The organism is Methanolobus sp. ZRKC3 (assembly GCF_045291275.1).
Taxonomy (GTDB): Archaea; Halobacteriota; Methanosarcinia; order Methanosarcinales; family Methanosarcinaceae; genus Methanolobus.
Genome location: NZ_CP146982.1, coordinates 168,555 through 193,676 on the forward strand (window position 1 = coordinate 168,555; position 25,122 = coordinate 193,676).

Consider the following 25,122-nt stretch of genomic DNA (forward strand, 5'->3'; position numbering starts at 1 on the left):
ATAAAATATTTAACTCGAACTGAGTTTGTTGCAAACCCTTTGTCCTTTTTCTGTGAGCACATAGGTCTTGCCAGTAGAAATGTCATTTCTTTTATGACACGATGCTGATGAGGAGCAATTACAGCATCCTGACGCTTCAATATTGTCATCACACTGCATCTCCAGATAACCCATGTGGACCATATTGTCGATTAGTTCTTTAAGTCGGTCAGTATCAATGCCCAGTTTATCTGCGGTATCTGCGAGGGTAAGGTTCTCAATATAGAGGTATTTCAGGATCTCCTTTATCATTGACTTTGCAGCCTCCTGTTTTCTTCATCTTTTATATCAAACTGTTTTTTCCATTTTACATAAGCAAAAAGTGATAGTAATCCGAGATATATCTCAGGTCTGAGGTCATCAATAGGGGTCCATCCAATGAAATCCTCGTTTTTCAACAGGTACGCTTCAAGTATGTTCCCCGTTGTCACGAGTACGTATATCCCTGCAAATATGAGTGCCAGCAGTATGCCTACATAGACATATGCGATCCCTTCTTCAATTCCAGCACGTAGTTCCATGGACCCGTAAATGAACACAGTTCCCAGCAGTATGAGAATGAGTCCGCTCAATATGTCGTGGGGGATATGAAGTGCCTCTGTAACAACAAATGGCAATCCACTGGTGATTGGTTTACCTGACAGCACTCTGATAATTCCGGTGCTGGATTGTATTGCTCCTGCAATCACGTAGGCACATCCCAATAGAAATGCCAGGAACATTTTGTTCTGTGCTGTCATTTTCATTCTTTTACCTCACATCTTTCAATATCCAAGGTATTTCCCTCCCTGGTATACTACAAAGGCCATTACCCATGCAACTGCAATTCCATATGCAATTGCAAATATTGTCCATTTCCATGATCCTGTCTCTTTTTTGATAACACCCATGGCAGCTACACATGGCATGTACAGGAGACTGAATACCATAAGGCTCATTGAGTTAAGTGGGGTAATTCCTGGATCTGCCAGTAGATTTTGTGAAAGTGCTGCCTGATTCTCTCCGGCTCCAAACAGTACACCAATGGATCCAACAACGATTTCCTTTGCAACAAATCCAAAGACCAGGGCTACTGATATTCTCCAGTCAAATCCAAGGGGGCGCAGGAATGGTTCAAAGAAATGCCCTATAATTCCAACATAGCTTGATTCACTGCCGTATTCAACTCCCCATGGGAAAGATGCCAGTACCCAGATGATTGTAACTCCGAGAAGTATGATAGTGCCTGCTTTCTTGATGTACATTGCACCGTTATCCCACATGTGAATTACAGCGGATTTGAGCTTTGGAACACGATAGGGTGGTAGTTCCATTATAAATGGCGCAGGTTTTCCTTTGATAACTGTCAGCCTGAAAAGTTTTGCAGATACCACTGCCACCAGTATGCCAAGTATATACATTGCAAAAATAACGGTTCCTGCCTGCCTGCCAAAGAATGTACCTGCAAACAGTATGTATATAGGTAGCCTGGCTCCGCAGGAAACAAATGGAACCACAAGTATTGTTATAAGTCGGTCCCTCTCATCCTCGATACTTCTTGCAGCCATGATCGCCGGCACGTTGCATCCAAATCCCATTAGCATGGGTATGAATGATTTTCCGTGCATGCCTATCTTGTACATCAGGCGGTCCATGATGAATGCTGCCCTTGAAAGGTATCCGCTTCCCTCAAGCAGGGATAGCAGGAAGAACAATATGAATATATTGGGGACAAAGATCAGTACTGCTCCCACTCCTCCGATGATACCATCGCCTATGAGTGATGCCAGCCATTCCGGCTGCAGGTTTGACGTGACAAAGCCAGCAAGCCAGTTAACTGCAAGCTCGATCATGTCCATAAATGGTGTTGCAAATGCAAAGGTAAGCTCGAAAGCTCCCCACATAAGTGCCAGAAATATAGGGATGCCAAGATATTTGTTGGTAAGCACCCTGTCGATCATGTCGGATTTAGTAAGTACCTGGTCAGACCGGGTACATATTTGCGGAAAAATGGTATTGATGGCAGAGTAACGTTTGTCTGCAATATCAGCTTCATATTCTTCCTGATCAATGGAATTCAGTATGTTTATTATTTCTGTGCCTACTGAGCTTTTAGAGACCTTGTCCTTGATGTTCTCATCGCCTTCAAGCAGGCGTATGCTCATCCATCTAAGGGGATATTTGTCTGCAATATCCATGTCAGTTGCAAGGACTCTCTCGATCTCAATGACCTTACTCTCTATCTCGTCCCCGTAACCAATTTCATGACCGTGGTGCTGGTCGTTATTTCTCTCTTCAATGACCTTGTCCAGCAGTTCATTGATACCTTTTTCCTGACTTGCAACAGTTTTGACAATGGGGGTAGCAAGCATTTCCTCCATCTTGTTAAAGTAGATCTTATCGCCTCGCTCATGGGCAAGGTCACACATATTTAGCGTTATAATGATCTTTGTTTCCAGCTCCATGAGCTGTGTTGTGAGGTAAAGGTTCCTTTCAAGGTTCGATGCATCCACTATTTGGATAACTATGTCTGGTTTTTCCTCAATGATAAAATCCCTTGAAACGATCTCATCCATTGAGTAGGCTGTAAGGCTGTATGTTCCGGGCAGGTCAATGATCTCAATATCATAGTCCTTGTGCCTTCTAAAGCCACTCTTTTTCTCAACGGTCACGCCAGGCCAGTTTCCCACATGCTGTTTGGATCCGGTGATCGCATTGAAAAGTGTTGTCTTCCCAACGTTCGGATTACCTGCAAGGGCGACCCTGATCTTTTTGTTATCTTCTGGCATTTTAGTTACCCGGTCTAAAAGCAATATCCTGTTTATCCACTGAAAGAAATCCTGTTATCATTCTATTTTCTGAACAAAGATATCTCTTGCTTCCATTTTTCTAATGGAAAGGTTGTACCCTTTGATCTTGAATTCAAGAGGGTCTCCAAGCGGTGCTCTTCTCAGAAGCTCTATCTCCGATCCCGCAACCATTCCCATATCAAACAACTTTCTCCTGATGGAAGAGCCCTTTACCCTGACCTTGAGTATTTTAGCTTTTTCTCCGGGTTCAAGGGTGTCAAGTGTGGTTTCGTTCATAACGAGCAAATTTATCCCTGCCTTGTCTGACTTGAATAATATTCTATTGTTGTATGACAGTTAAAGTTTCAATGCTATGCATGCGTTGAAAAAATCCGCATGTTCACTGCTGTTTTTCCCCATGTATTGGGCATTTATCCTTTTCTGAAACCTTGCAATCGATGTATTCCCCGGTTTCATCATAATGTCTGAAATGGTCCATCCAACATGGCCATTCATCTTTCATATTAATGAATTCCACAAACTTGGTTAGCATTTCAAAAGTTTCAGGGGCAAGCACATGCTCGATCTTGCATGCATCCTGATTGGAAGTATCCTCATCAAGCCCGAGTATGAGAAGGAAATCTCTTATGATGGAATGTTTTTCCATTGTGGATTTGGCAATCTTTTCGCCTTCTTCTGTAAGTGTGACTCCGCCATATTTCTCGTAGTTGATGTATCCCATCTTGGTGAGCTTCTTGAACATTCCTGTGACACTGGGTGAACTAAGTTCCAGCTCCCTGGACACGTCTTTCACCTGAGCATATCCTTTCCTTTCAATTATTTTTTCAATTGCCTTGAGATAATCTTCAGCTCTTTCAGTTGTCATATGAAACTACCTTTTGTCACATTATACATTGTTGGATTAACTATTATGTTTTCATAGGCAGGACTACATTATAAAGGTACTGCAATTAATTAAAAAGAAAAGGGATGTCTCAGATCATTTGCTCTTCTCTGCAAAATAAGCTGCTATCCTATCCATACCTTCTTTGATGTTCTCCATGCTATTGGCATAAGAAAAACGCAGGTGTCCTTCTGCTCCTTTTCCAAAGTCTATTCCCGGTGTGACTGCCACTCCTATGTCCTCAAGTATCCTCTGGCTCAGTTCCAGTGAATCCTCGCCAAATTTGCGGGCATCAGCAAGAACATAGTAAGCACCCTTTGGTTCGCATTTGACTTCAAGACCAATCTCTTCAATACGCTGTAAGAGGTAGCGTCTTCTTTTGTCATAGGTTTTGACCATTTCATGACCCTGGTCCTGGGGTCCGGTAAGAGCTGCGATCCCTGCTTGCTGGACAAATGCATTGGTGGAGATGAAGAAATTCTGCTGTATCTTCTGCAATGTCCTCATGTATTCCATCGGGGCAATAAGGTATCCCAGCCTCCAGCCGGTCATTGCATAGAGTTTTGAAAAACCGTTGAGTACGAACGCGTTGTCCGTAAATTCAAGAATTGTGTGGTCTTCTCCTTCATACACGAGTCCCTGGTATATCTCATCGGAGATTATGGGCACATCACCTGCTACTCTGGCAAGCTCTTCCAGAGTGGATGCAGGTAGTACCTGACCTGTGGGATTGGATGGTGAATTTATGAGAATTGCTTTTGTTCTCTCATCTATCTTCGCTGCCACATCTTCAGGCTGCAGTATAAATCCGTTATCTTCATTGGTGTAGACAAAATCCGGTTCACCGCCAACTGCTCTGACGAAGTTTGGGTAGCATGCATAATGGGGATTGGACATGATGACCTTATCTTCCGAATCAAGAAGTGCCATGAATAAAAGAAGCATTGCAGGGCTGGTTCCGGATGATATGATTATCTGGTCCGGGCTAATATCAACGTTAAATTTTTGTTTGTAATTGTCAACAATGGCAGCCCTGAGTTCGGGCGAACCTAGGCTATGGGTGTATTTTGTGTTCCCGGTGCACATGGCTGCGTTTGCGGCTTCACATATGTGCGAAGCCGTGGGGAAGTCAGGTTCTCCGATCTCAAGATGGATTATGTCCCTTCCTTCTCTTTCAAGTTCCTGTGCTCTTTCAAGTACCTCCATTACATGGAATGGTGGGATGTCCGTAACTCTTCTGGATAGTTTTATGCTCATTGCAATACCCTGCTATATGTAAAACAGGACAGGGCAAAAATATAAAATGTTTTTCTTTGAAAATCACTATAAAGTATGGTATGTAAAAAAAGTGGCCTGAATCAGGCCAAAAAAAGGAAAAGAAGGATTTTATTTTATTTTATTTCCTTTCCTTTGCATATGCCACAAGTGCGTCCTTGATTCCCCACTTGAATGCTACGACCACAGCGATTCCCCATGCAATAGGTCCTATAAGGATGTAGAATATGCTTGTATCGATAAGCAATGCATCCAGTGCAAGCAGTATCACAACAAGTGCAAGGAATCCTCGTAGTGCAGGCAGCCAGACATTTGAACCTTCCACACCTGTCATCATGTTTCCAATGTAATCTGCGAACAAGTCTATTGCCAGCAATCCAATCAACAGTATCAACAGACCTGCAAAGAGGTTTGGCAGATAATCCAGAATGCCCTGTACCACTCCTGCAATGAGGGTAAGCTGAAGTATGTTCAATGCGGCCATTATGAATATCAGGTAACCAAACAGTTTCACAATTCCTGATATTATTCCTGATGTGTGGAGTCCGCTTGAACTCATGGACTTACCCATGGATGTTTTCTCAACCTTCTCATCAATACCTGCTGCTATCAGTATATTTTTGATAAGGTCTGTAATGAAATCAACTATCAGCAATCCAATGAGCAGTACCACAACAGCTGAAATAATCAGTGGTATATACAGGATGATCTGTGTAATAAAGTCTGCAACGATCTGTATTTTCAATATATCAATAATTATCACTGCGAATATGATATAAATAAACCATTTGATGACCGCTTCGAATACCTGTACGGTTGAAACTCCTGTCCTTGCTATCATTCCGCCTATGGCTGTTTTATTAATAAGTTCATCAAGCCCTATCTTATCGAGGATCTTTGCCCCGATCTTTCCAAGAGCTTTTCCCAGAATTATACCTACAATAAGCAGTACTATTACCGCTACTAATGTTGGAAGAAAAGCTATCATTTTGTCTAACATCATATACAAGCTATCAATAATCGGTGATGTTGCCATTTTAGTTCCCCCTTTTGAATTAATACATCTTTCATATGCCTGACGTTGAATGGCGTCATGCTCCCTTTTTACCAATACAAAATTTGATTATGTTACTATTTAAGGCAAACAGAACAATAATTTAGAACACAAACTCCTTATCATACATCCGTAGTTTCTCTTTTCTTTTAAGGACAAATATCAGGTGGAAAAGCAGAATACTTATGAAGATGATAAATGGTTATATGGAAAGAAGCGACCTCCTGTTTTTCAGAAAATGGTTCCGGAAATACGTAAGTAATTTCTATTCTGATGATTCGTTTATTATGCAGAACATAAGATTGAAGGAGGACCATAGCTGGAGGGTATGTTCTAACTCAATTAAGATTTCAAATTCTAAAGGACTTTCTGCCAGTGATCGGTATCTTGCAGAAACAATAGCTATTTTCCATGATATTGGAAGGTTCGAGCAATTCAGCAGGTATGGAACATTCAAGGATTCCGAATCAGAGGATCATGCTTTTCTTGGCGTTAAGATACTAACTTCAGAGGATATCCTTTCACTCATGGCATCTGATGAGCAGAAAGTGGTATATTTTGCAGTGGAAAATCATAACAAATTCAGTATTTCTGCTATTAATGATGAAAGATCTGTGCTGCACTCGAAGATAATAAGGGATGCAGATAAACTTGATATTTTCAAGGTCTTTATTGATGAATTCCAGTTCAGGGAATCAAACCCAAACCCTGCTCTATATATGGGATTTCCTGATGATCCTGGATATTCAGGGTCTATAATTGAGGATATTTTCAACAATACCCTTTCAAGTATAGAAAATGTAAAAAATCAAAATGACCTGAATCTGATCCGTCTGACATGGTTGTACGATCTGAATTTTACTGAGTCTTTCCGTCTGGTTGAAAAAAGGAAGTATATTGAAAGGATCATGGAAACTCTGCCCCAAAATGCTGAGATGATGTCAGTCCGTGCTCATCTTGAAGAGTATCGTGATATGATGCTCGGTTGAGCATACCTTTGTTGTTCATTGTGTTATTTTGCCCAAATCTCATGAAAAAAGGTTATTCTTTGCTATGATGTTCTTATTTTATCTGGTTGAAAGGTCAAACCTTACAAAAATAACTTGATCCACTAGTCAACTCTATAGTGAATAAAAAAGGATTGGCCGGATAAAAATGGCTGGTTGGTTAGCTGATTTGGTGGTACAGTATTAACTCGGTATGGATCCGGCCTATAACTAATTGTATGAGTCATAATTATAAAAACGTATCTATTTATTAATTTGCAGTAAGATGTATTTTGTTACTGTAATATTGTCTAAGACTATGTGCCAGAATGCTAAGAGTTTTCTCGGATGGATGAAGTGAATATGTGTTATAAAACAGGTCCAATAGATATATTTTCTGTTTTCCTGGATCAATTACTTTCAATTTTTATGTGTATATACATGAATGAATTGAATATTCCCATTGCACAATTCACATTCACAATTTAAAAAAATTAATTAAAACCAATGTAAGTTTTATTTTATATATAAAATTATGTCTCATGATATCTTTTTATCCAGAAATACCATTAACCGTATAAGGTATGTGTGTGCTTTTGTATGTACCACCAAAAACCATACTTTATCCCGCACGCATGCCTTATATGGGTGGTGTCTACTTTTTCTTACAGTTAATTATTAATTAAAGGAATCCAAAGAGCTTGGCATATGTGGATTCAAGATTGCCTGGAATGGCTAGCCAATAAAGCTGCGGGGTTTGTTGCTACAAAAATGTAATACGGTTACAATAAGTTTATATATTGTTACTATTATTATTTTAACATAAAAATATTAATATAATGCAGTGGGGATGAATTGTGGTTTCAAAACAACTCGAAGATAAGTTTCAAATGTTATTTGATTATTCGAGTGATGCAATCCTAATATATGATCTGAATAGTAAGATTCTTGAAGTAAATCAAGTTACTTGTGAATTTACTGGCTACAGCCGGGATGAACTACTTCGAAAATCAGTAATGGATTTGGATTCTCCCGAATTTGCAGAGAAAATACCTCTTCACATAAAAGAGCTACAAAAGAAAAAGAAAGCATTTTTTGAGAGCATACTTCTTTGCAAGGATGGGTCCACTGTTCCAATTGAATTAAGTAACCGCTTAATTGAATATGGTGGCAAAACTGCAGTGATTTCCATTGCCAGGGATATCACAGAACGCAAACATGCACAGAATATATTAGAGAAATCTGAGCGAAAATTCCGAATTTTATTTGAAAATGCAAATGATGGGATCTATCTGCAAGAATTGAATGGAAGAATCTTTGAGGTGAATGAAGTTGCATGTCAGCAGATGGGGTATAGCCGGGATGAAATGCTTCAATTGTCACTGAAAAAACTTGATGTTTCAGAAGATGATGCACAGAGCCGACTAAAGAAAGTATTGGATGATGGTCATGCCATTTTTGAAACAGAAGGTGTCCGTAAGGATGGCTCCTGCATCTCGCTTGAGATTAGCAGTCGTGTTATAGAATATGGTGGGAAACCAGCAATACTATGCATTACCAGGGATGTAACAGGACGTAAGCATGCCGAAAATGAACTATTATATGCAAAGTTAACAGCAGAGGCTTCAACTCGTGCAAAGAGCGATTTTATGACGGCAATGAGTCATGAACTGAGGACTCCACTGAATATTATAATCGGATTTGCAGATATGTTGTGTGATTCTGATTACGGTGTACTTAATGAGGATCATCTAAAGTATGCAGGATATATCCATGAGAATGGTAACAAACTTTTACAGATGATAAATGAGTTACTGGAGATATCAGAAATAGAAAGAGGGGAATTGGAGCTTCACATCAGTGAGTTCTCCGCTTATGATGCAATAGAAGAAGTGTTGGCTGGATTAAATCCCAAACAGCTGGCGAAGAAAATTTGTATTGTATGTGATATTGATGGTGAATTTAAAACTATTAAAGCAGATAGGAACAAATTCAAACATATAATGTATAATCTTCTGGATAATTCTATCAAATTTAACTTAGAGGGGGGATCAATTGCCATTGAAATTACAAATGAAGGTAATTTTATGCAGATATCTATCAAAGATACTGGTATTGGTATATCCTCTGAAAAATTACAAGATATTTTCTTACCATTCAAACAAATTGATTCAGGAATTTGTCGTAAGTATGCTGGGTGTGGAATTGGTCTTGTACTTGCCAACAAGTTCATCAAATTGCATGGTGGGGAGATTTGGGTTGAATCTGAGGTCAATAAAGGTAGTACTTTCACTTTTAACTTGCCTGTGATACTAGATTCAACCGCCTTATTTGTGGATCAGATATCCGCCTGTCTAGAGGAAAGGTCCTTTTAATTATGTACAATATATTGCTTGGTGTGATGTGCATTTAGTTTCCTGGATTATTTGGATGGCGACAAAAGTGTATCGTACACTTCGGGTGCTATATGAGTGGATCTTCGTTCCCTATGCATTATGCTGCTTGACTTCCAGTCACAGCCCGTAGGTGGTGAATAAGTAGTTATGTTGTGGAGTTCGGGGGGGGTCTTATTTTTGGGTAATTTTAAGTAAATTCTCTCTGTAGTATGTATGTTTTATATTATTATTATTAATATAAAATCCCTCTATTTCGATTGGAAAAAATCTGAAATATTTTCTCTATAGAATCGTTATCTTTCACCACAGTTCATTTAATTCCATTGATCTGGTAGGTAGGATAGATCAAAAAATCAAAATCATCAATGAAACAAAGGTTTTGGAATAAATGAACTCTGGCACAGGCACAACTCCAAAAAGGAGGTGTAAACATGCTGGCAAGTCAAAGATACTGGAGTGTAACAGCCAGGACAGTTTCATACATTGGGCTATACATTACAGTAAAGAACGCTCTTTTAGTATTCTGACAACTGGGGATTTCTAGAAGATTTAACCAAATGAAAAATAATAGGGGCTTTTAACCCCGTGATTTCAAGCCCCTGGAGAGATTCGAACCCTCGGCCTGCTGATTACGAATCAGCCGCTATACCGCTAAGCCACAGAGGCAACTGTGATATGTAAAAGTGAACCTACTAATTGATTTTAGAATTTAACCATTTCGCTCATAATGCTTTTCATAGTACTTTTACTTCGATGCAGACGTTGTACTGATGGGGGGCGTATGAACGGACGACCCTTTCCTGGATGATCTCGATGCTTCTTCCTGCATTTTCCGCAGCTTTTCCGATAAGTTCCACGGCGCCTTCAAAAAGGTCATCATCAGGCGTAATATCATAATAGTGGATGGTGGCTTGCGGGGCACAAAGTTTGATGGCAGCATCAAGGAACTGGTGGGCGTTGTGCGGAAGATTCATTATTACATGGTCAGCCACCGCCGCAAACTTTTCTGCTTCTATGTTTGCATCTCCTTCAATGGCTTCGATATCCTCTACGGAGTTGAGTTCAATGTTCTTGCGCAGGAATTCAACTGCAAATGGGTTCTTGTCTATGGCAATAACTTTCTTTGCAGGGCTGTTCTTTGCAATGGGGATGCTGTATGGTCCCACGCCTGCGAACATATCAACTACTGTTTCTCCTTCATTGATCTGTTTGACAATGCGGGCGCGTTCGGTTGCCAGACGGGGAGTGAAGTATGCCTTTTCCAGGTCCACGTGATATCTGCATCCGTACTCCTTGTGTGTTGTCCATGTCCTGTTCTCGCCTGCAATGGTCTTGAAACGCCTTGTCCGAAACTCCCCTTCAACCGGGCTTATGGCTGCAAGTACGGTCTTGACATTGGGTTTTATCGTCATTATGGCATCTGCAACTTTTTCGGGTTCAGGCACGTCGGACTCTATGAGTACTATATCGCCTACTATCTCAAAATGGGGTACGTTTTCCAGCAGGTCTTCAATCCTTGGTATGCCTTCATGCTCTTCAAAGTCTGCTTCGGAAAGCTCGATACTTTCATTCTCATTCAGTAACTCAAGCTCAGTATCATCAGGAATTCTGGTCAGGGGCAGGTAAAGGTATCCCGGGTCGGAGTTGATCTTTGCGGAATTGTCCAGTAGCTCAAGCTCAAGCAATAGCCTTCTTACTGGCTCACCTTTCTGTTTTGATACCTTGATGCAATCTTTCTTCATGTTTTAAGTTCCCAGTACGAACCATGATCCGAAAAGGACCAGGAATAGTCCACATGAGAGTAATACTCTCTCATATACTTTTGGGGACATTACTTTCTTCCCATGGCTAAATGATGTTGAAACTGCGGTAAAATAGCTCAGGTCCGCGATCCAGTGTCCTATGACAAAGAGTAATGCCGCAAGTATGCCTGTTTCAAGACCTCGTAATACGAGTGCGCTGCCTGCAGCCAGCCACCAGAGCCAGAAATAGGGGTTTGTGGCCGATGTTATTATTCCTATTGCAAGTGGATTGCCGGAACTGGATGTATGCTTCTCAATGGAGTTTGCAGCACTCTTTGCGCCCCGGATGGTCATGAGCCCGAAGATTACCAGGATTCCTCCTCCTATTATGGATATTGCAAAAATGATATTATCGCTTACGGATGTAATGCCAAAAATAATCAGTATGCAAACGAGGGACTCAATAATTGCATGTCCCACAAAGACTTTTGGTCCTGCTTTCCATCCGCTCTTCAGGGAGGCATCTATGGTTGCAAAAAGCATGGGTCCGGGCACCAGCGCACCTGTCATCCCTACTACAAATCCGATAACAAGCATTTCTATTAATTCGAGCATGGCTTACACTGGCAGATAGTTTGAATGCTTAAAATAGTATGGTCAAATAATGACAAAAGGAAGAATACTCTCCCTTTGTTGATGTACTAAAAAAGAAGATTACAGAATGATCTCGATATCGAGCTCTTCTGCAAGTTCCTTGTACCTGTTACGGATAGTTACTTCGGTCACGCCGGCAACATCTGCAACTTCACGCTGTGTTCTGCGTTCGCCGCAAAGGATGGATGCGATATAGATAGCTGCAGCGGCTACACCTGTTGGTCCGCGACCACTGGTCAATTCCTTTTCGGATGCCTGGCGCAGGATCTCAACACCTCTTGACTGTACCTCACCTTTCAGGTTCAGACCTGAACAGAATCTTGGTACATAATCTATTGGTGAAGTTGGCATGAGCTTAAGGGATAACTCTCTTGAGATGAACCGGTATGTCCTTCCAATCTCTTTCCTGCTTACCCTTGAAACTTCTCCGATCTCGTCAAGTGTTCTTGGAACACTGCACTGGCGACATGCTGCGTATAATGCGGCAGCTGCCACACCTTCGATACTTCTACCGCGGATAAGGTTCTTGTCAACAGCTTTCCTGTATACCACAGCAGCGGTTTCACGTACTGTCCTTGGTAAACCAAGAGCTGATGCCATACGGTCAAGTTCAGACAGTGCAAATGCAAGGTTCCTTTCGGTAGCATTGCTTACTCTTATCCTACGTTGCCATTTTCTCAGCCTGTAAAGCTGTGCCCTGTTCTTTGATGAAATTGATTTACCATATGAGTCCCTGTTCCTCCAGTCGATCATGGTGGAAAGACCTTTGTCGTGGATGGTGTAGGTCATTGGTGCACCCACACGGGAACGTTTCATTCTCTGGTCATGGTCGAATGCACGCCATTCAGGCCCTTCATCAACGAATTCTGCATCAACTACCAGTCCACAGTCACCACAGACAAGTTCTGCTCTTTCATAATCCTGTACCAAGTTACGACTGTTACACTCGGGGCACTGGACCTTTGCCTTTTCGACTTCAGGACTTTGCTCCTTTTCTTTACGTGCCTTGATCATTGCACGTATCTTCTCCCTTTCGGAGGAATCTGAATGTCGTACCCTTTCTACTTCAACCATTTTCATCACCTTTAGCAAATGAGTTTAAATTGTTTTGGAAAACTCTATATTATAGATAGTTCCGGAATCAACGATGTTTTTTATCATTGAATCAGGCTCATTGCATGTACATACGTTCTTGTATGAATTCCTGCAAATCAGAATTAGCGATTTTCTTGTCAGGTTTGACAGCAAAATATGGCCAGTCGACGGGTCCAAAGATACTTGTGATCTTTCCAACCCTCTTTATAGATTTGTCAAGAACAGAATAATTAATTCTAGGCATATCTCTCATAGATCCAGAGAATTCTTTTTCATCTCCTCTGATTATTATTTCATTCTGTTTTGAGATATGCAAAACTTTACCTAATCTCTTCATGTGTGCCTTGTACTTTATATGATTTTATTTACGTGACTCTAAAGTGGCATGCATAGTATATAAATGCATCGCAGATGTTTTAATATGATAATAATTCAGTACTAAAAGATATCGCCATTATTATTGACAAAAATGCTTTTATTGGATGCTGTTACCTGCTTTCCGTGACACTCAGTAACAGACCACAACCTTAAAGTTATAACAAAACTATTGAGGCACAACTTACAGACTTAGACTTATACATACTAACTATTATCCATCATATGTCTTATGCATGGAGGAAATTTGGTGGCAGACAAAAAATTCGTATATTTTTTCGGAAACGAAGAAACAGAAGGCAAAAATAGCATGAAAGATCTGCTTGGTGGCAAAGGTGCCAATCTCGCAGAAATGGCGAACCTGGGAATTCCAGTTCCGCCCGGATTTACGATCACAACCGAGGTATGTGTCCTCTATCTTAAAAATGGTGCTTATCCAGACGGGGTTCTTGACAAGATCGACACTACAATTAAGAAACTTGAACTTGCAAGTGGCAAGAAGTTTGGGGATGTCAATGATCCTTTACTTCTTTCAGTCAGGTCTGGTGCACGTGTCTCCATGCCCGGTATGATGGATACTGTTTTGAATCTGGGTATGAACGATGCTTCCGTGGAAGGTCTTGCAAAGAAGACCGGAAATGAACGGTTTGCATATGACAGTTACCGTAGGTTCCTTACAATGTTCGGTGACGTTGTGCTTGATATAGACCACCATGATTTCGAATCTGTAATTGAGGCCAAGAAGAAGGAACTTGGCGTTGAAATGGATACAGATCTCGATGCTGGAGCATTGAATGACCTTGTAGAACAATTCAAACTTATCATTAAAGACAACACAGGCAAGGATTTCCCTCAGGATCCGCGTGAGCAACTTATGATGGCCATTGAGGCCGTATTCAGCTCATGGAACAACCAGCGTGCTAAGACATACAGACGTCTGAACAATATCCCGCATGAATGGGGTACAGCTGTCAATGTGCAATCCATGGTATATGGGAACATGGGTGAGACATCCGGTACAGGTGTTGCCTTTACAAGAGACCCTGCAACAGGTGAGAAGAAATTCTTCGGTGAATACCTGATGAATGCTCAGGGCGAGGATGTTGTGGCAGGTATCAGAACTCCTCTTTCCATTGATACATTGCAAAGAACAATGCCTGACGCATATAACCAGCTTGTAGACATTTATCTTAAACTTGAAAATCATTTCAAGGACATGCAGGATATTGAGTTTACAATTCAGGAAGGCAAACTCTACATGCTGCAGACAAGAACCGGTAAAAGGACTGCTGCAGCTGCATTGAATATTGCTGTTGATATGGTCAATGAAGGTCTTATCGATAAAAGGACTGCTCTTATGAGACTTGAGCCAGAGCAGATGGACCAGCTTTTGCACCCAATGATCGATCCAAACTCTGAATATGATATACTTGGAACCGGTCTACCTGCATCTCCTGGTGCTGCCGTAGGTAAGGTTGTATTCACAGCAGAACATGCTGAAGAAATGGCATGTCTGGACAAAAAAGTCATTCTTGTAAGAACCGAGACATCTCCTGAGGATATTGGTGGGATGGATGCAGCTCAGGGAATCCTGACGGTACGTGGTGGAATGACCTCTCATGCCGCTGTGGTTGCCAGAGGAATGGGTAAGCCATGTGTTGCAGGCTGTGGTTCAATAAGTATTGATATGGCTAATAAGATCTTCACGATCGGTGAGATTGCAATAAAGGAAGGGGATTACATTTCCATTGATGGTGCATCAGGCAGTGTCATTCTTGGAAAGGTACCTCTTATCACTCCTGGGGTCACCGATGAACTTCACACACTACTTGATTGGGCTGATGAGGTCAAGGAAATGGGTGTCAGGACAAATGCAGACACTCCTCACGATGCATTAGTTGCCAGGGAATTCGGTGCTGAAGGAATTGGATTATGCAGGACAGAACATATGTTCTTTGGCGAGGACAGGATATCTGTAGTACGTGAGATGATACTTGCAGAGGAAAAAGAGATCCGTGAAATAGCTCTTGCTAAACTCCTCCCAATGCAGAAAGAGGACTTTGTCGGCATATTCAAGGCAATGGAAGGATATCCGGTCACAATTCGCTTACTTGACCCGCCTTTGCATGAATTCCTTCCAAAAAGGGAAGAATTGGCAGAGAGGCTCAGGCTTCTTGGGTCAGAAGGTGCTGACAAGCAGAAGATCGATAAAATAAGAAAGGTTATGGATCGTGTCGAATCACTTACTGAGGTCAACCCGATGCTTGGTCACAGGGGATGCCGTCTTGGTATCACATATCCTGAGATATATGGGATGCAGGTGCAGGCAATCATGGAAGCTGCATGTGAACTCAACTCAGAGGGAATGGAGATAGTACCTGAAATAATGATACCTCTGATATGCCATGTAAATGAGCTAAAATCTGTAAAAGAAAATATCGTAAGCATCATTGAATCCGTACTTGCAGAAAATAATTGCAAGATGGAGTATCTCATTGGTACTATGATCGAACTTCCAAGGGCAGCTCTTACTGCAGACCAGATAGCCACAGAGGCAGAGTTCTTCTCATTTGGTACCAACGACCTCACACAGACAACATTCGGATTCAGTAGGGATGATGCGGGTATGTTCCTTCCGGTATATGTGCAGGATTCTATACTTGAGAACGATCCTTTCGCAGTCCTTGATCAGGGTGGAGTCGGTGAGCTTGTCAGGATAGGTATTGAAAAAGGTCGCTCAACAAGGCCTGATATCAAGATTGGTATTTGTGGTGAACATGGTGGAGAGCCAAATTCTGTCAAATTTGGTTATAATGTAGGTCTGAATTATGTCAGTTGTTCCCCATTCCGTGTACCAATTGCCCGACTTGCTGCAGCACAGGCTGTTATTGAGAAAGAAGAATGATCTTAGTACGGGTATATCCCGTATTCTTTCCTTTTTTTATTTTTGCTATAAGTTGTAATTTCTTATTTTGAAAGTTCACACTCTGGCTTAATTGAAAATAGCGTGATCTGGTGAGTTGAAATTACTAATCAAAAAAAAGAAAAAAGAATAGAAGAGCAATGCTCTTCTTAAAACATCAATATGCTCTCTTGATCATATAGTCTGCTATGGCGCTGAGAATATCCTTTGATTCAGAGTCATCCATAACATTCAATAGTTCCTTGCCTTTCTCTATGTATGATACAGCAAGGTCTCTTGCATATTCGATTGAACCTGATTCTTCAAGAGTACGTACAGCTTCGTTGATCTCCTCGGTAGTTGCTTCACCTTTTCCGAAGATTCCAAGTTCCACACCATTGTTAAGTGCATGAATTGCTATAAGCGTCTTCTTGCCTTCCATCAGGTCGCTCCCTCTAACCTTGCCGAGAACTTCCTCTGGGGTTATCATGTCGATGACATCATCATATATCTGGAAAGCAATACCTATGAGCCGTCCGTATTCAAAGAGTGCGTCAGCGACTTCATCAGATGCCCCACCTAGAATTGCACCGATCTGAGCAGATGCTGCATAAAGCACACCTGTCTTTTTCTCGATCATTTCAAGGTACTCTTCCTGAGTTACATCAGTGCGGTCCTCGAATTCAACATCCATCCACTGTCCTTCACAGATATCTCTGCAGGTCTTGGATAGTATGTCTATGCATTTGAGGATACGCTCAGGGTCGCCTTTAGCACGGGTCAGTATCTCAAAAGCCTTTGAGTATAGTGTATCTCCTGCAAGAATTGCACCGGCTTCTCCCCATTTTACATGGACTGCTGGCATTCCTCTGCGAATGTCATCCTTGTCCATGATATCATCATGAACAAGTGTGAAATTGTGGACAAGTTCCACAGCGACTGCTGCAGGAAGGACCATTTCAAGGCTTGAGCCTACTGCTTCGGCTACAAGGATGACAATGGAAGGTCTAAGTCTTTTTCCGCCTGCATCTGGCAGGTAGCGGGCTGCCTTGTAAAGCTCTAGTGGCTTTGTAAGGGGTAAATAGTCCTCAATTCCATTATCAACGTGAATTGATCGTTTTTTAATTTCCTCTATCAGATCCATAATAATCCCATTGACAAATCGTTTTCAGCCTTCTTCGATATAAAGCTCTTCACCATTCCTTAGCAGGTGCAGTGTATCGCCAAGTTCGTATCCTGCATCCTCAGCCATCTGGATATATTCACTGTGCATCTGGATATTTCCATGCGCAGGGATTACATGTTCGGGCTTAAGCATCCTGAGCAGTTCCCAGTGGTCTTCACGGTATGCGTGTCCGGAAACATGGACATTATCGTAGATCCTTGCTCCCTTCATCTTCAACTTTGTCTCAAGTGAATAGCGATTTGCCTGTGTCATTGGGTTTGGTATTATATTAGCTGAAAAGATAATTCTGTCAGCGACCTCGATCTTATATGGTGTATCTCCGTTTGCAATTCTTCCAAGAACTGCACCGGGTTCTCCCTGGTGACCTGTAACTACAGGAAGGTACTTGTTCTTACCCTTGTCCATTATCTTGGCAAGTGCCTTGTCAATGTCTCTGCGGTTTCCGTATATCTCTACGGATTCAGGAAGCTCTATGTATCCAAGCTGGTGGGCTGTTCCTACATATCTCTCCATTGATCTGCCAAGAAGTATTGGTATTCTGCCCATTTCTTCAGCGAATTTGACAATGGAGTTCATACGGGAGATATGGGATGCAAATGTTGTAACGATCATGCCCACATCAGATTCTTCTGTTCCAAGCAGTACATCCCTGAGAAGGGAATGTGCAATTTGTTCAGAAGGTGCTTTTCCGTTCCTTCCTGCATTCGTACTTTCGGTAATAAGGGCAATAACTCCCTCATCTCCCAGTTCCTTGAGCCTTTCAAAGTCAGGTGCCTCTCCAATTGTAGGTGTCCTGTCAAGTTTGAAATCACATGCATATACAACACTGCCGCTTGGGGTGTGAATTACCAGGAATATAGTATCGATTATACTGTGCTGTGCGTTAACAAATTCCAGCTCGATATCCTTTGTGACCTCGATCCTTTCGCCTGCTTTCAGGGAAACAAGGTTGTTCTTAACGCCGAACTTTCTTTCGGAGTCAATCTGGTGCTTGATAAGTGCGGTGGTATACGGTGTTGATATGATTGGTGCAGTGTATCTGTGAGCCAGTTTTGATATAGCTCCAATGTGGTCCAGATGTCCGTGGGTACAGACTATAGCTCGCACATTTCCATTGACCTGCTTCATGATCGTATCGTCAGGAATTGCTCCCATTTCGATCAATTCAAGTGAATGCATCTTATCTATTTCTACATCTTCGTGGATCTGCACTCTATCAAGGCGAAGGCCCATATCAATGATAATAATATCTTCATTGATCCTGATCGCAGTCATGTTACGGCCCATTTCATTGTAGCCGCCAACTGCTATAATTCCTACTTCTGTCATTTAATATCCTCTGATTTATTAAAAATCTAGTTTTTTTAATCCCTTTGTGATTAATGATCGTTAAACAATGTGGAATTTGCTGTTCTCAGAACGCAATGCAAATTCTTTGGCATTAAAGCCTCTAAGTTCGATGTACTCTCTTGTCCAGCCTGTTATTATGGCAGGGGCAGAGTGTAGCTTCTTTACATCCTTGCATCCGCAAAGGAACATTGCTACCTTTAGTTCATCAAGTAAATTTGAAATGCTTTTTACAACCTCGTCCTTTCCTTTCATGGCAGGTGCAACAAAAGGCAATGCAGAACTTGCAACTCCTGCACCGAGAGCTATGGATTTTGCGACATCGAGTCCAGTCCTGATGCCTCCAGTGGCAATTACAGGTAGGGACACGCTGCATTCTACAATACTTGGTGCAGTGGGAATTCCAAAGTCCCAGAAAAGCTCCCCAAGCATCTCGGAAATATTATCCTCTCTATCTCTGGCACGGTATACTTCGACACCGGACCAGCTTGTACCGCCAACGCCACCCACATCAATGGCTTTGGCACCGGCTTCTTTCAGCTGCAGTGCATCTTCATGTGATATTCCTGCACCTGTTTCCTTAATTATTATCGGGGTCTTGATCTCCGCGCATATCTCTCGGATGCTGTCAAGTGCACCTGTGGCATCCTTGTCACCCTCGGGCTGGATGGCTTCCTGCAGGAAGTTTAGATGTATTGCCATTGCATCCGCATCTATCATCTCAATGAGCTTTTCCACACCTTCGATCCCATACTCTTTGATCTGTGCAGCTCCGATATTACCGTAAATAAAAGCATTTGGTGCCACGTCACGTGCCACTCTGAATGATTCTTCCTGTGAGGGGTCTTCGATAGCAGCTCTCTGGCTGCCGACACCAATACCCACTCCTAGCTCCTCTGCAGCACCTGCAAGGGCAGCATTTATGGGTGTAGTATCGGGATGTCCTCCTGTAATGGAAGCTATCATGAAAGGTGCATTCATCCCTTTTCCAAGAAAATCGATAGACAGATCAATATCATCCATATCCATTTCTGGAAGTGCCCTGTGCACCAGCATGATATCATCAAATCCTGCTTTGATCTTCCTTGATTCAACCGGACTTGTCGCACACAATTTAAGGTGCTCTATCTTTCTTTGAGATGTGCTCATAATAGTTCCTGCTCCCTATGGCTCTGTCTTTGATATCGCAGTGCCAATGCTCTCTCCATTTAAAAATCCCGATATATTACCTGCATTACCTGCGTTGAATATATAGGAAGTGGTATTTGATACCTCACTTAGGTCTAAAAGTTCAAGTACCTTTCCCAACATGCCGCCTGTTACGTCTGTATTTGCAGAGCCGCCAATAAATCCTTTAATATTATCAAAATTACCGGGATTGATGTTCGCAATGGTTTTTCCATCTCCATCAAGCACCCCGTTCTCAGCACTTCCAATACCTACCCTTTCTGCATTTAACTTCGATGCAAGGTATGGTACGATCTGGTCACCGGACAGGACTGATGTTCCAAGCTTCTTATCCATTACTACATCGCCATGCAGAACGGGAACAAATCCGGTATCCAGCATGGATGTGATGATGTTAAGGGACATTTCGCTTATCCTTCCATCATCTGAAATTGTGCAGTTCATGGGGTGCAATCCAATTGCACTCACGCCAGCTTCATTCAGCTCATCAACAATTATGTCATTGAGTTCCTTGACCGACCTGTGGGTAATTATGGACCCAAGTGGGTCGAATTGATCTGTAAGTCCGTAACGCTTTGCCTGTGGGTGGCCGAAAGAACCAGCACCATGTACGATTACCAACCTGGACTTAAAACCTGCTATCTCTTCTGCGATCCTTCTGATCTCTTCCTGTCTCGCAGCTCCATTATCGGCGCTTTTGTCGGTAATTACACTTCCGCCTATCTTTAAGATCGTAATTCCCTGATTATTTCCCATAGTTACGACTCCAGTCGAACACCTTTATGTGTATTTCTTGTAATTATCGCTTCAGCGCCTGTATCTCTGATCGCCTGTGCAATATTTTCTGCATCATTATTTTCTGCAAGTGCAACAATACATCCGCCACCGCCTGCTCCTGTGATCTTTGCAGAATATGCTCCGGTGCTGCGTGCTGCGTAGACCAGTGCTGACAGTTCGGCTCCGCCTACGCCTATTGCATCAAGCAATCCCTGGTTGACATTCATGAGTTTTCCAATGGTGGAGTAATCGCCATTGTTCACATGTTCCTCAGCGATATGTGACATGTCTCCTATGCTTGTAAGTATGGGGTCGATTATGTCCGGGAACTCATCACGCAGTCTGGCTACATTTGCAACCAGTTCTTTTGTTGACGAGAACTTTCCTGTGTTTCCGACAACAATTGAACAATCAAGTGCATTGAGTTTTTTCCTTTCCGGTATCATTACGACACCGCCCATTGTGCTTACGTATGTGTCTGTGGGACTGGCGTTTCCCTGTACTTGCCTTTCAACATCATGTCCAATAATTGCAATATCCTCAAGTCCCAGTTTACAGGAGAACAATTCGTTCAATGCCTGTATGCTTGCAATGGTTACTGCAGCAGATGACCCAAGGCCTGATCCCACCGGAATCTCCGATTCGATCTTAATATGTACGCCCTTTATATCAGCAAGGTCCTGCATTTTCTCAATGACTCGTGTGATATAAGGATGTGTTTGAAGGTCAGGTCCCGTTATCCCCAGTGAAGATTCAATAATAGTTGTATCGCTAATTTCAACCTGTACTCTCGTACGCAGGTCAATGGCGCAACAGATAGCGCTATATCCATATACGACAGCATGTTCGCCGAACAGGTATACCTTTCCTGGTGCAGAGCATGTTATCATTTGCAACTCCCGTGGCTCATAGATGTCTTATTCAACAGTTATTGCTGCATATCCCACAACTGCAGAATTATCTCCGGTCACATCGCCACTTGTGGCATACTTCAGCAGGTTGACGTCTTTTCCGCCAAGCTCTTCAGCCGCTGTGAGCATTGCTGCAATTGGTCCGAAACCACAGGCTGTAACATTCTTCTCTTCTTTTCTGCGATAGAATTCCGAAATATCCATTTTCATGATAGGTTCTATCAGGTAATGGTCATTTTCAAATGCTACGTCTGCTGGCTGATAATGTGTAAAATCGCTGGACGCGATAAAAACAACTTTTTTGCCACTTGCTTTAACAGCTTTTGCAACTTCCTGACCAACCTCAATTGCAGTTTCCTCATCCTGCAATCCCATGCAAATAGGCAGTATTTTGAAATCACTGCCGAACATGTGCTGGAGGAATGGTATCTGCACTTCGATGGAATGCTCGAAGCGGTGGGCCATCTCGTCAAGATCTACAATGCTTCCTGCAAGCTGCTTTCCAAGCTCTCTATCAGTTTCTATCTCCCCGAGTGGGGTGGTCCATCTATCCTGTGAAAGAGCTACCGCAGACCCATATCCTGTATGGTTCGGTCCAAACAGTACATAGGTGTCAGCTTTTGGTAACGATGCAAAGGCATGTGCTGCCACTGCCCCGGAGTATATGTATCCTGCGTGGGGTACGACAGCACCTATTATGTTCCTTTGTACGTTATCCGTATCTTTAAAGCATCTGCTAAGCTCTTTTTTCAGGCTTTTCGGATTCAATGGATAGAATTGTCCAGCGACTGTTGTTTGTCTCATACTACTGATCTCCCCATATATATACGGGTTTTTTCCTATTTGTAGTATGCTTTTACAGGCGATAGCCTGTTTAGACGGATGCTTCGAATCTCTCTAGTTCGTAATTGAACATTGAGTTGTTTGCTGATGTAAATTCTCTTGCAAGCAACCAGTAAACAAGGGACAGTGCCTTTCTACCTTTGTTGTTTGTTGGAATTACCAGGTCAACCTTTGATGTCATGTTGTTTGTATCACAAAGGGCAACTACAGGTACACCAGTGTTTACCGCTTCCTTGATTACCTGTGCATCACCGGTTGGGTCGGTCACGATTACTACATCAGGCTCGAAGAAGTGCTCGAGTGATGGGTTTGTGAGTGTTCCTGGAATAAATCTTCCTACCATTGATCTTGCACCGATTGCTTTTGCGAACATCTTTGCAGGGAATTGACCGTACTGCCTTGCAGATACTACAAGTATCTTTGCAGGGTCATACTGGGAAAGGAAGTTTGCAGCTAACTTTATTCTCTCGTCTGTTGCCTGGATGTCAAGCACGTAGAGACCATCTGTCCTTACGCGGTAGACAAACTTCATCATGTTCTCGGTCTTCTGCTGGGTTCCGATGTGAACTCCTGCTGCGAGGTACTCGTCGATAGGTACGAGTGATGTGCTTTTCTCTTCCTCTGTTGCAGCACTTACTTCTTCTGTGGTTGTCGCTTCAATAGTTTCTACATTTTCAGCTTCAGTAACTTCAATTTCTTCAGTAGTATCCATATAATCACCTAATCAATCTCTCTTTTAACCGTAATTGGGATTACTCCCAGTTCAAATTCTTTCTTTGCAAGGTGCAGGGAATTTACACTTGGATCATCTATAAGCACCGGTGCTCCCATCGAAATCTGTAATGATCTTGCACCAACGATCCTTGCCTTCTCATACCTTGTATAGTGTTCTGTACTCAATAGATCACCTTACGAAAAGTTCCGTCACAAATTATCATAAAAAAGTTAGACTATAGTATCACCTATTGGAATGAAAAGTAGCTATTACTTTGCATATGCCCATATATTATGGCTCTATAATCACTTTGAATTGTATTCGGAATCCCTCCGAATGTGGTTCTCCAACAAGATGTCCAGTATCGTATCATAAGATAAATGGGGTAACTGATCAACTCAGTTACCTTATACCTACTCGTATTCTACTGGTATGGAGCTAATGTGTCCACAAGAGTCACGTGTGAAAGGATCATTCTGCGGCAACAGTATCTGGTGACTCCAAGGTCATCAAGTACCAATGCAGAGTCTTCTCCTTCTGCTACGCGGCTTTTGTACTCCTCCCAGCAGTTTGAGATCACCTTTCCGCAGGTGAAACATCGAACTGGAATCATGTTTTAAAGCCTACCTGTATGATTTCTGATATCTGGCACGTGCACCTGGTCCACCAAACTTCTTGGTTTCCTTCTGTCTGGAGTCGTTTACCAGCAGATTACGGTCGTATGCCATGTAGCCATCACGAATATCGGTGTCGTTGGTCCATTCAACGATACCTCTTGCAATAGCTGTCCTTGCAGCGCTTGCCTGTCCCATGATTCCGCCACCGTTAACGGTGACATCGATATCAACTTCCCCAGACACATCTCCTGCAAGCATGATTGCCTCATCGATCTTCAATTTGGCAAATAAAGGATCATAAATTTCAAGGGGTTTCTTGTTGATGCGCACTCTACCTTTACCTTTCGTGACGGTAGCACGTGCGATTGCTGTCTTCTTTTTACCAGATGAAGTTACAACTTTTGTCGTCATAATAATTCTCCTTAGAACTTAGCACCCATCTTCTTGCTGATGTCTGCCAAGGTTAGGTACTTGTTTGAGCTCAGACGATTCATGTCTGCTTCTGCTATTTTTGTGAGTTCTGCATTTTTAAGTTCTAGCGGAACACCTACGTAGATCTTTAGACGACCCATTGCGTCCTTTCCTCTTGCACGCTTGTAAGGGAGCATTCCTCTTACAGTTCTCTTGAGGATTCTGTCAGGTCTCTTTGGGAAATAAGGTCCGAATGACTTTTCACGTCTTCCCATTTCTCTGCTAGTCTTGTATTCTAGCATGGTAGTGACTTTGGAGCCGGAAACAACTACTTTTTCAGCATTAACTATGTCTATTGTTTCGCCTTCAAGCAACCTCTTTGCAACAATGCTCGAAAGTCTTCCCATAATGAGTCCATTTGCATCGATAACTGTCATCATGATCACCTACTGTAAGATCCTGATTCCTGATCCCTTTGGATTTTCTTCAAGGATCTGTTCAATGGTCACGCATTTTCCGCCAAGGTCAGTGATCTTCTGCTTTGCAGTGATACTGAAGTTCAATGCAGCTACTGTAACTGCCTTGTTGATGGCTCCTGCTCCGAGTACCTTTCCTGGTATGAGGACGGTTTCGTTTTCTTTTGCGTACCTGCTGATCTTACTAAGATTGACCTGTGCATAATTCTGTGCCGGTCTTTCAAGCTTCTTAGCTACATCTCTCCAGATCAGTACATCATTGTCGCGAGATCCATCTTTAAGATCTGCAACTAAATCTGCTATTCTTGGATTAGTCTTTCTTCCAATTTTCATTAGAGTTTTCTTACTCATAATGTTCCTCCGCAAGATTATGTCTCACTCACGCACAAAACGCGTTCGAACATCTGTTAGATGTCAAATTCAGTAAGGACATGGTGAATTTATGTTAACAAATTCGTGTC

26 protein-coding genes and 1 tRNA gene are annotated in these 25,122 nt (G+C 42.2%); 3 read left to right on the forward strand and 24 right to left on the reverse strand.

Annotation, left to right across the window (positions count from 1 at the left end; genetic code table 11):
• Window positions 1-9 precede the first annotated feature (9 nt).
• The 7 genes from V7O66_RS00800 to V7O66_RS00830 all read right to left on the reverse strand — a co-directional run bounded on the left by V7O66_RS00800 (window position 10) and on the right by V7O66_RS00830 (window position 6,022).
• Window positions 10-291, reverse strand: a complete 282-nt coding sequence (locus V7O66_RS00800) for a FeoC-like transcriptional regulator (protein ID WP_406661091.1) — start codon at window positions 289-291, stop codon at window positions 10-12.
• Window positions 288-785 (reverse strand): hypothetical protein, encoded by a 498-nt coding sequence (locus V7O66_RS00805; protein ID WP_406661092.1) that lies wholly within the window; start codon window positions 783-785, stop codon window positions 288-290. The genes V7O66_RS00800 and V7O66_RS00805 overlap by 4 nt, the downstream gene beginning before the upstream one ends.
• Before the next feature lie 18 nt (window positions 786-803).
• Window positions 804-2,807 carry a ferrous iron transport protein B gene (gene feoB, locus V7O66_RS00810; RefSeq protein WP_406661093.1) on the reverse strand — a complete coding sequence of 668 codons (2,004 nt, stop codon included), beginning with the start codon at window positions 2,805-2,807 and terminating at the stop codon, window positions 804-806.
• A gap of 57 nt (window positions 2,808-2,864) precedes the next feature.
• On the reverse strand, window positions 2,865-3,104 hold the full coding sequence (locus tag V7O66_RS00815; RefSeq protein WP_406661094.1) for a ferrous iron transport protein A: 240 nt from the start codon (window positions 3,102-3,104) through the stop codon (window positions 2,865-2,867).
• 103 nt (window positions 3,105-3,207) lie between these two features.
• Window positions 3,208-3,693, reverse strand: coding sequence for a metal-dependent transcriptional regulator (locus V7O66_RS00820; RefSeq protein WP_406661095.1), 486 nt, complete (start codon window positions 3,691-3,693; stop codon window positions 3,208-3,210).
• Between the two features lie 114 nt (window positions 3,694-3,807).
• The gene (locus V7O66_RS00825) at window positions 3,808-4,968 is read right to left on the reverse strand and encodes a pyridoxal phosphate-dependent aminotransferase (RefSeq protein WP_406661096.1); all 1,161 of its coding nucleotides are present in this window, start codon (window positions 4,966-4,968) and stop codon (window positions 3,808-3,810) included.
• Between the two features lie 139 nt (window positions 4,969-5,107).
• Window positions 5,108-6,022, reverse strand: coding sequence for a mechanosensitive ion channel family protein (locus tag V7O66_RS00830; RefSeq protein WP_406661097.1), 915 nt, complete (start codon window positions 6,020-6,022; stop codon window positions 5,108-5,110).
• Between the two features lie 203 nt (window positions 6,023-6,225).
• Here V7O66_RS00830 and V7O66_RS00835 point away from each other — a divergent pair, with 203 nt between their 5' ends.
• Both V7O66_RS00835 and V7O66_RS00840 read left to right on the forward strand, forming a co-directional pair.
• On the forward strand, window positions 6,226-7,029 hold the full coding sequence (locus V7O66_RS00835; protein WP_406661098.1) for an HD domain-containing protein: 804 nt from the start codon (window positions 6,226-6,228) through the stop codon (window positions 7,027-7,029).
• An 854-nt stretch (window positions 7,030-7,883) separates the two neighbouring features.
• Window positions 7,884-9,401 (forward strand): PAS domain S-box protein, encoded by a 1,518-nt coding sequence (locus tag V7O66_RS00840; RefSeq protein ID WP_406661099.1) that lies wholly within the window; start codon window positions 7,884-7,886, stop codon window positions 9,399-9,401.
• 615 nt (window positions 9,402-10,016) lie between these two features.
• On the opposite strand, the gene V7O66_RS00845 is transcribed toward V7O66_RS00840, so the two are convergent.
• The 5 genes from V7O66_RS00845 to V7O66_RS00865 form a co-directional block, all read right to left on the reverse strand.
• Window positions 10,017-10,088: transfer RNA gene (locus V7O66_RS00845), tRNA-Thr, on the reverse strand.
• A gap of 68 nt (window positions 10,089-10,156) precedes the next feature.
• Window positions 10,157-11,164, reverse strand: a complete 1,008-nt coding sequence (locus V7O66_RS00850) for a class I SAM-dependent methyltransferase (RefSeq protein WP_406661100.1) — start codon at window positions 11,162-11,164, stop codon at window positions 10,157-10,159.
• A 3-nt stretch (window positions 11,165-11,167) separates the two neighbouring features.
• Entirely contained in the window at window positions 11,168-11,779 is a 612-nt protein-coding gene (locus tag V7O66_RS00855; RefSeq protein ID WP_406661101.1) for a LysE family transporter, read from the reverse strand.
• Window positions 11,780-11,878: 99 nt separating this feature from the next.
• A complete protein-coding gene (locus tag V7O66_RS00860; protein ID WP_406661102.1) occupies window positions 11,879-12,892 on the reverse strand; it encodes a transcription initiation factor IIB in 1,014 nt (337 codons plus the stop codon).
• 97 nt (window positions 12,893-12,989) lie between these two features.
• A complete protein-coding gene (locus V7O66_RS00865; protein ID WP_406661103.1) occupies window positions 12,990-13,250 on the reverse strand; it encodes an H/ACA ribonucleoprotein complex subunit GAR1 in 261 nt (86 codons plus the stop codon).
• Between the two features lie 288 nt (window positions 13,251-13,538).
• On the opposite strand from V7O66_RS00865, the gene ppdK reads away from it, so the two are divergent.
• Window positions 13,539-16,193 carry a pyruvate, phosphate dikinase gene (gene ppdK, locus V7O66_RS00870; protein ID WP_406661104.1) on the forward strand — a complete coding sequence of 885 codons (2,655 nt, stop codon included), beginning with the start codon at window positions 13,539-13,541 and terminating at the stop codon, window positions 16,191-16,193.
• A 175-nt stretch (window positions 16,194-16,368) separates the two neighbouring features.
• Here ppdK and V7O66_RS00875 read toward each other — a convergent pair whose 3' ends face one another.
• The 12 genes from V7O66_RS00875 to V7O66_RS00930 form a co-directional block, all read right to left on the reverse strand.
• Window positions 16,369-17,334, reverse strand: coding sequence for a polyprenyl synthetase family protein (locus V7O66_RS00875; protein ID WP_406661105.1), 966 nt, complete (start codon window positions 17,332-17,334; stop codon window positions 16,369-16,371).
• 24 nt (window positions 17,335-17,358) lie between these two features.
• Entirely contained in the window at window positions 17,359-18,705 is a 1,347-nt protein-coding gene (locus V7O66_RS00880; RefSeq protein WP_406661106.1) for an RNase J family beta-CASP ribonuclease, read from the reverse strand.
• Between the two features lie 60 nt (window positions 18,706-18,765).
• Window positions 18,766-19,872, reverse strand: coding sequence for a type 2 isopentenyl-diphosphate Delta-isomerase (gene fni, locus V7O66_RS00885; RefSeq protein ID WP_406661107.1), 1,107 nt, complete (start codon window positions 19,870-19,872; stop codon window positions 18,766-18,768).
• 15 nt (window positions 19,873-19,887) lie between these two features.
• Window positions 19,888-20,667, reverse strand: a complete 780-nt coding sequence (locus V7O66_RS00890; protein WP_406661108.1) for an isopentenyl phosphate kinase — start codon at window positions 20,665-20,667, stop codon at window positions 19,888-19,890.
• A gap of 2 nt (window positions 20,668-20,669) precedes the next feature.
• Window positions 20,670-21,578, reverse strand: a complete 909-nt coding sequence (locus tag V7O66_RS00895; RefSeq protein ID WP_406661109.1) for a mevalonate kinase — start codon at window positions 21,576-21,578, stop codon at window positions 20,670-20,672.
• Between the two features lie 27 nt (window positions 21,579-21,605).
• A complete protein-coding gene (locus tag V7O66_RS00900) occupies window positions 21,606-22,403 on the reverse strand; it encodes an MEMO1 family protein (protein WP_406661110.1) in 798 nt (265 codons plus the stop codon).
• Between the two features lie 70 nt (window positions 22,404-22,473).
• The gene (gene rpsB, locus V7O66_RS00905; RefSeq protein WP_406661111.1) at window positions 22,474-23,154 is read right to left on the reverse strand and encodes a 30S ribosomal protein S2; all 681 of its coding nucleotides are present in this window, start codon (window positions 23,152-23,154) and stop codon (window positions 22,474-22,476) included.
• An 8-nt stretch (window positions 23,155-23,162) separates the two neighbouring features.
• The gene (locus V7O66_RS00910; protein ID WP_406661112.1) at window positions 23,163-23,342 is read right to left on the reverse strand and encodes a DNA-directed RNA polymerase subunit K; all 180 of its coding nucleotides are present in this window, start codon (window positions 23,340-23,342) and stop codon (window positions 23,163-23,165) included.
• 239 nt (window positions 23,343-23,581) lie between these two features.
• Window positions 23,582-23,770, reverse strand: coding sequence for a DNA-directed RNA polymerase subunit N (locus tag V7O66_RS00915; protein WP_406661113.1), 189 nt, complete (start codon window positions 23,768-23,770; stop codon window positions 23,582-23,584).
• A gap of 10 nt (window positions 23,771-23,780) precedes the next feature.
• Window positions 23,781-24,185: a 30S ribosomal protein S9 gene (locus V7O66_RS00920; RefSeq protein ID WP_406661114.1), complete on the reverse strand. Its 405-nt coding sequence runs from the start codon at window positions 24,183-24,185 to the stop codon at window positions 23,781-23,783.
• 11 nt (window positions 24,186-24,196) lie between these two features.
• Window positions 24,197-24,622: a 50S ribosomal protein L13 gene (locus tag V7O66_RS00925; protein ID WP_406661115.1), complete on the reverse strand. Its 426-nt coding sequence runs from the start codon at window positions 24,620-24,622 to the stop codon at window positions 24,197-24,199.
• Between the two features lie 9 nt (window positions 24,623-24,631).
• Window positions 24,632-25,012, reverse strand: a complete 381-nt coding sequence (locus tag V7O66_RS00930; RefSeq protein ID WP_406661116.1) for a 50S ribosomal protein L18e — start codon at window positions 25,010-25,012, stop codon at window positions 24,632-24,634.
• Between the last annotated feature and the right edge of the window lie 110 nt (window positions 25,013-25,122).

What these genes read in the sequence shown, in the direction of transcription:
- V7O66_RS00820 (WP_406661095.1), bottom strand. Translation starts at nt 3,693, where the DNA reads ATGACAACTGAAAGAGCTGAAGATTATCTCAAGGCAATTGAAAAAATA.
- V7O66_RS00895 (WP_406661109.1), bottom strand. Translation starts at nt 21,578, where the DNA reads ATGATAACATGCTCTGCACCAGGAAAGGTATACCTGTTCGGCGAACAT.
- V7O66_RS00920 (WP_406661114.1), bottom strand. Translation starts at nt 24,185, where the DNA reads ATGACGACAAAAGTTGTAACTTCATCTGGTAAAAAGAAGACAGCAATC.
- V7O66_RS00835 (WP_406661098.1), top strand. Translation starts at nt 6,226, where the DNA reads ATGAAGATGATAAATGGTTATATGGAAAGAAGCGACCTCCTGTTTTTC.
- V7O66_RS00930 (WP_406661116.1), bottom strand. Translation starts at nt 25,012, where the DNA reads ATGAGTAAGAAAACTCTAATGAAAATTGGAAGAAAGACTAATCCAAGA.
- V7O66_RS00855 (WP_406661101.1), bottom strand. Translation starts at nt 11,779, where the DNA reads ATGCTCGAATTAATAGAAATGCTTGTTATCGGATTTGTAGTAGGGATG.
- V7O66_RS00865 (WP_406661103.1), bottom strand. Translation starts at nt 13,250, where the DNA reads ATGAAGAGATTAGGTAAAGTTTTGCATATCTCAAAACAGAATGAAATA.
- fni (WP_406661107.1), bottom strand. Translation starts at nt 19,872, where the DNA reads ATGAGCACATCTCAAAGAAAGATAGAGCACCTTAAATTGTGTGCGACA.
- feoB (WP_406661093.1), bottom strand. Translation starts at nt 2,807, where the DNA reads ATGCCAGAAGATAACAAAAAGATCAGGGTCGCCCTTGCAGGTAATCCG.
- V7O66_RS00825 (WP_406661096.1), bottom strand. Translation starts at nt 4,968, where the DNA reads ATGAGCATAAAACTATCCAGAAGAGTTACGGACATCCCACCATTCCAT.
- V7O66_RS00850 (WP_406661100.1), bottom strand. Translation starts at nt 11,164, where the DNA reads ATGAAGAAAGATTGCATCAAGGTATCAAAACAGAAAGGTGAGCCAGTA.
- V7O66_RS00800 (WP_406661091.1), bottom strand. Translation starts at nt 291, where the DNA reads ATGATAAAGGAGATCCTGAAATACCTCTATATTGAGAACCTTACCCTC.
- V7O66_RS00830 (WP_406661097.1), bottom strand. Translation starts at nt 6,022, where the DNA reads ATGGCAACATCACCGATTATTGATAGCTTGTATATGATGTTAGACAAA.
- rpsB (WP_406661111.1), bottom strand. Translation starts at nt 23,154, where the DNA reads ATGGATACTACTGAAGAAATTGAAGTTACTGAAGCTGAAAATGTAGAA.
- V7O66_RS00890 (WP_406661108.1), bottom strand. Translation starts at nt 20,667, where the DNA reads ATGGGAAATAATCAGGGAATTACGATCTTAAAGATAGGCGGAAGTGTA.
- V7O66_RS00900 (WP_406661110.1), bottom strand. Translation starts at nt 22,403, where the DNA reads ATGAGACAAACAACAGTCGCTGGACAATTCTATCCATTGAATCCGAAA.
- V7O66_RS00875 (WP_406661105.1), bottom strand. Translation starts at nt 17,334, where the DNA reads ATGGATCTGATAGAGGAAATTAAAAAACGATCAATTCACGTTGATAAT.
- V7O66_RS00925 (WP_406661115.1), bottom strand. Translation starts at nt 24,622, where the DNA reads ATGACAGTTATCGATGCAAATGGACTCATTATGGGAAGACTTTCGAGC.
- V7O66_RS00880 (WP_406661106.1), bottom strand. Translation starts at nt 18,705, where the DNA reads ATGACAGAAGTAGGAATTATAGCAGTTGGCGGCTACAATGAAATGGGC.
- V7O66_RS00915 (WP_406661113.1), bottom strand. Translation starts at nt 23,770, where the DNA reads ATGATTCCAGTTCGATGTTTCACCTGCGGAAAGGTGATCTCAAACTGC.
- V7O66_RS00860 (WP_406661102.1), bottom strand. Translation starts at nt 12,892, where the DNA reads ATGGTTGAAGTAGAAAGGGTACGACATTCAGATTCCTCCGAAAGGGAG.
- V7O66_RS00805 (WP_406661092.1), bottom strand. Translation starts at nt 785, where the DNA reads ATGAAAATGACAGCACAGAACAAAATGTTCCTGGCATTTCTATTGGGA.
- V7O66_RS00815 (WP_406661094.1), bottom strand. Translation starts at nt 3,104, where the DNA reads ATGAACGAAACCACACTTGACACCCTTGAACCCGGAGAAAAAGCTAAA.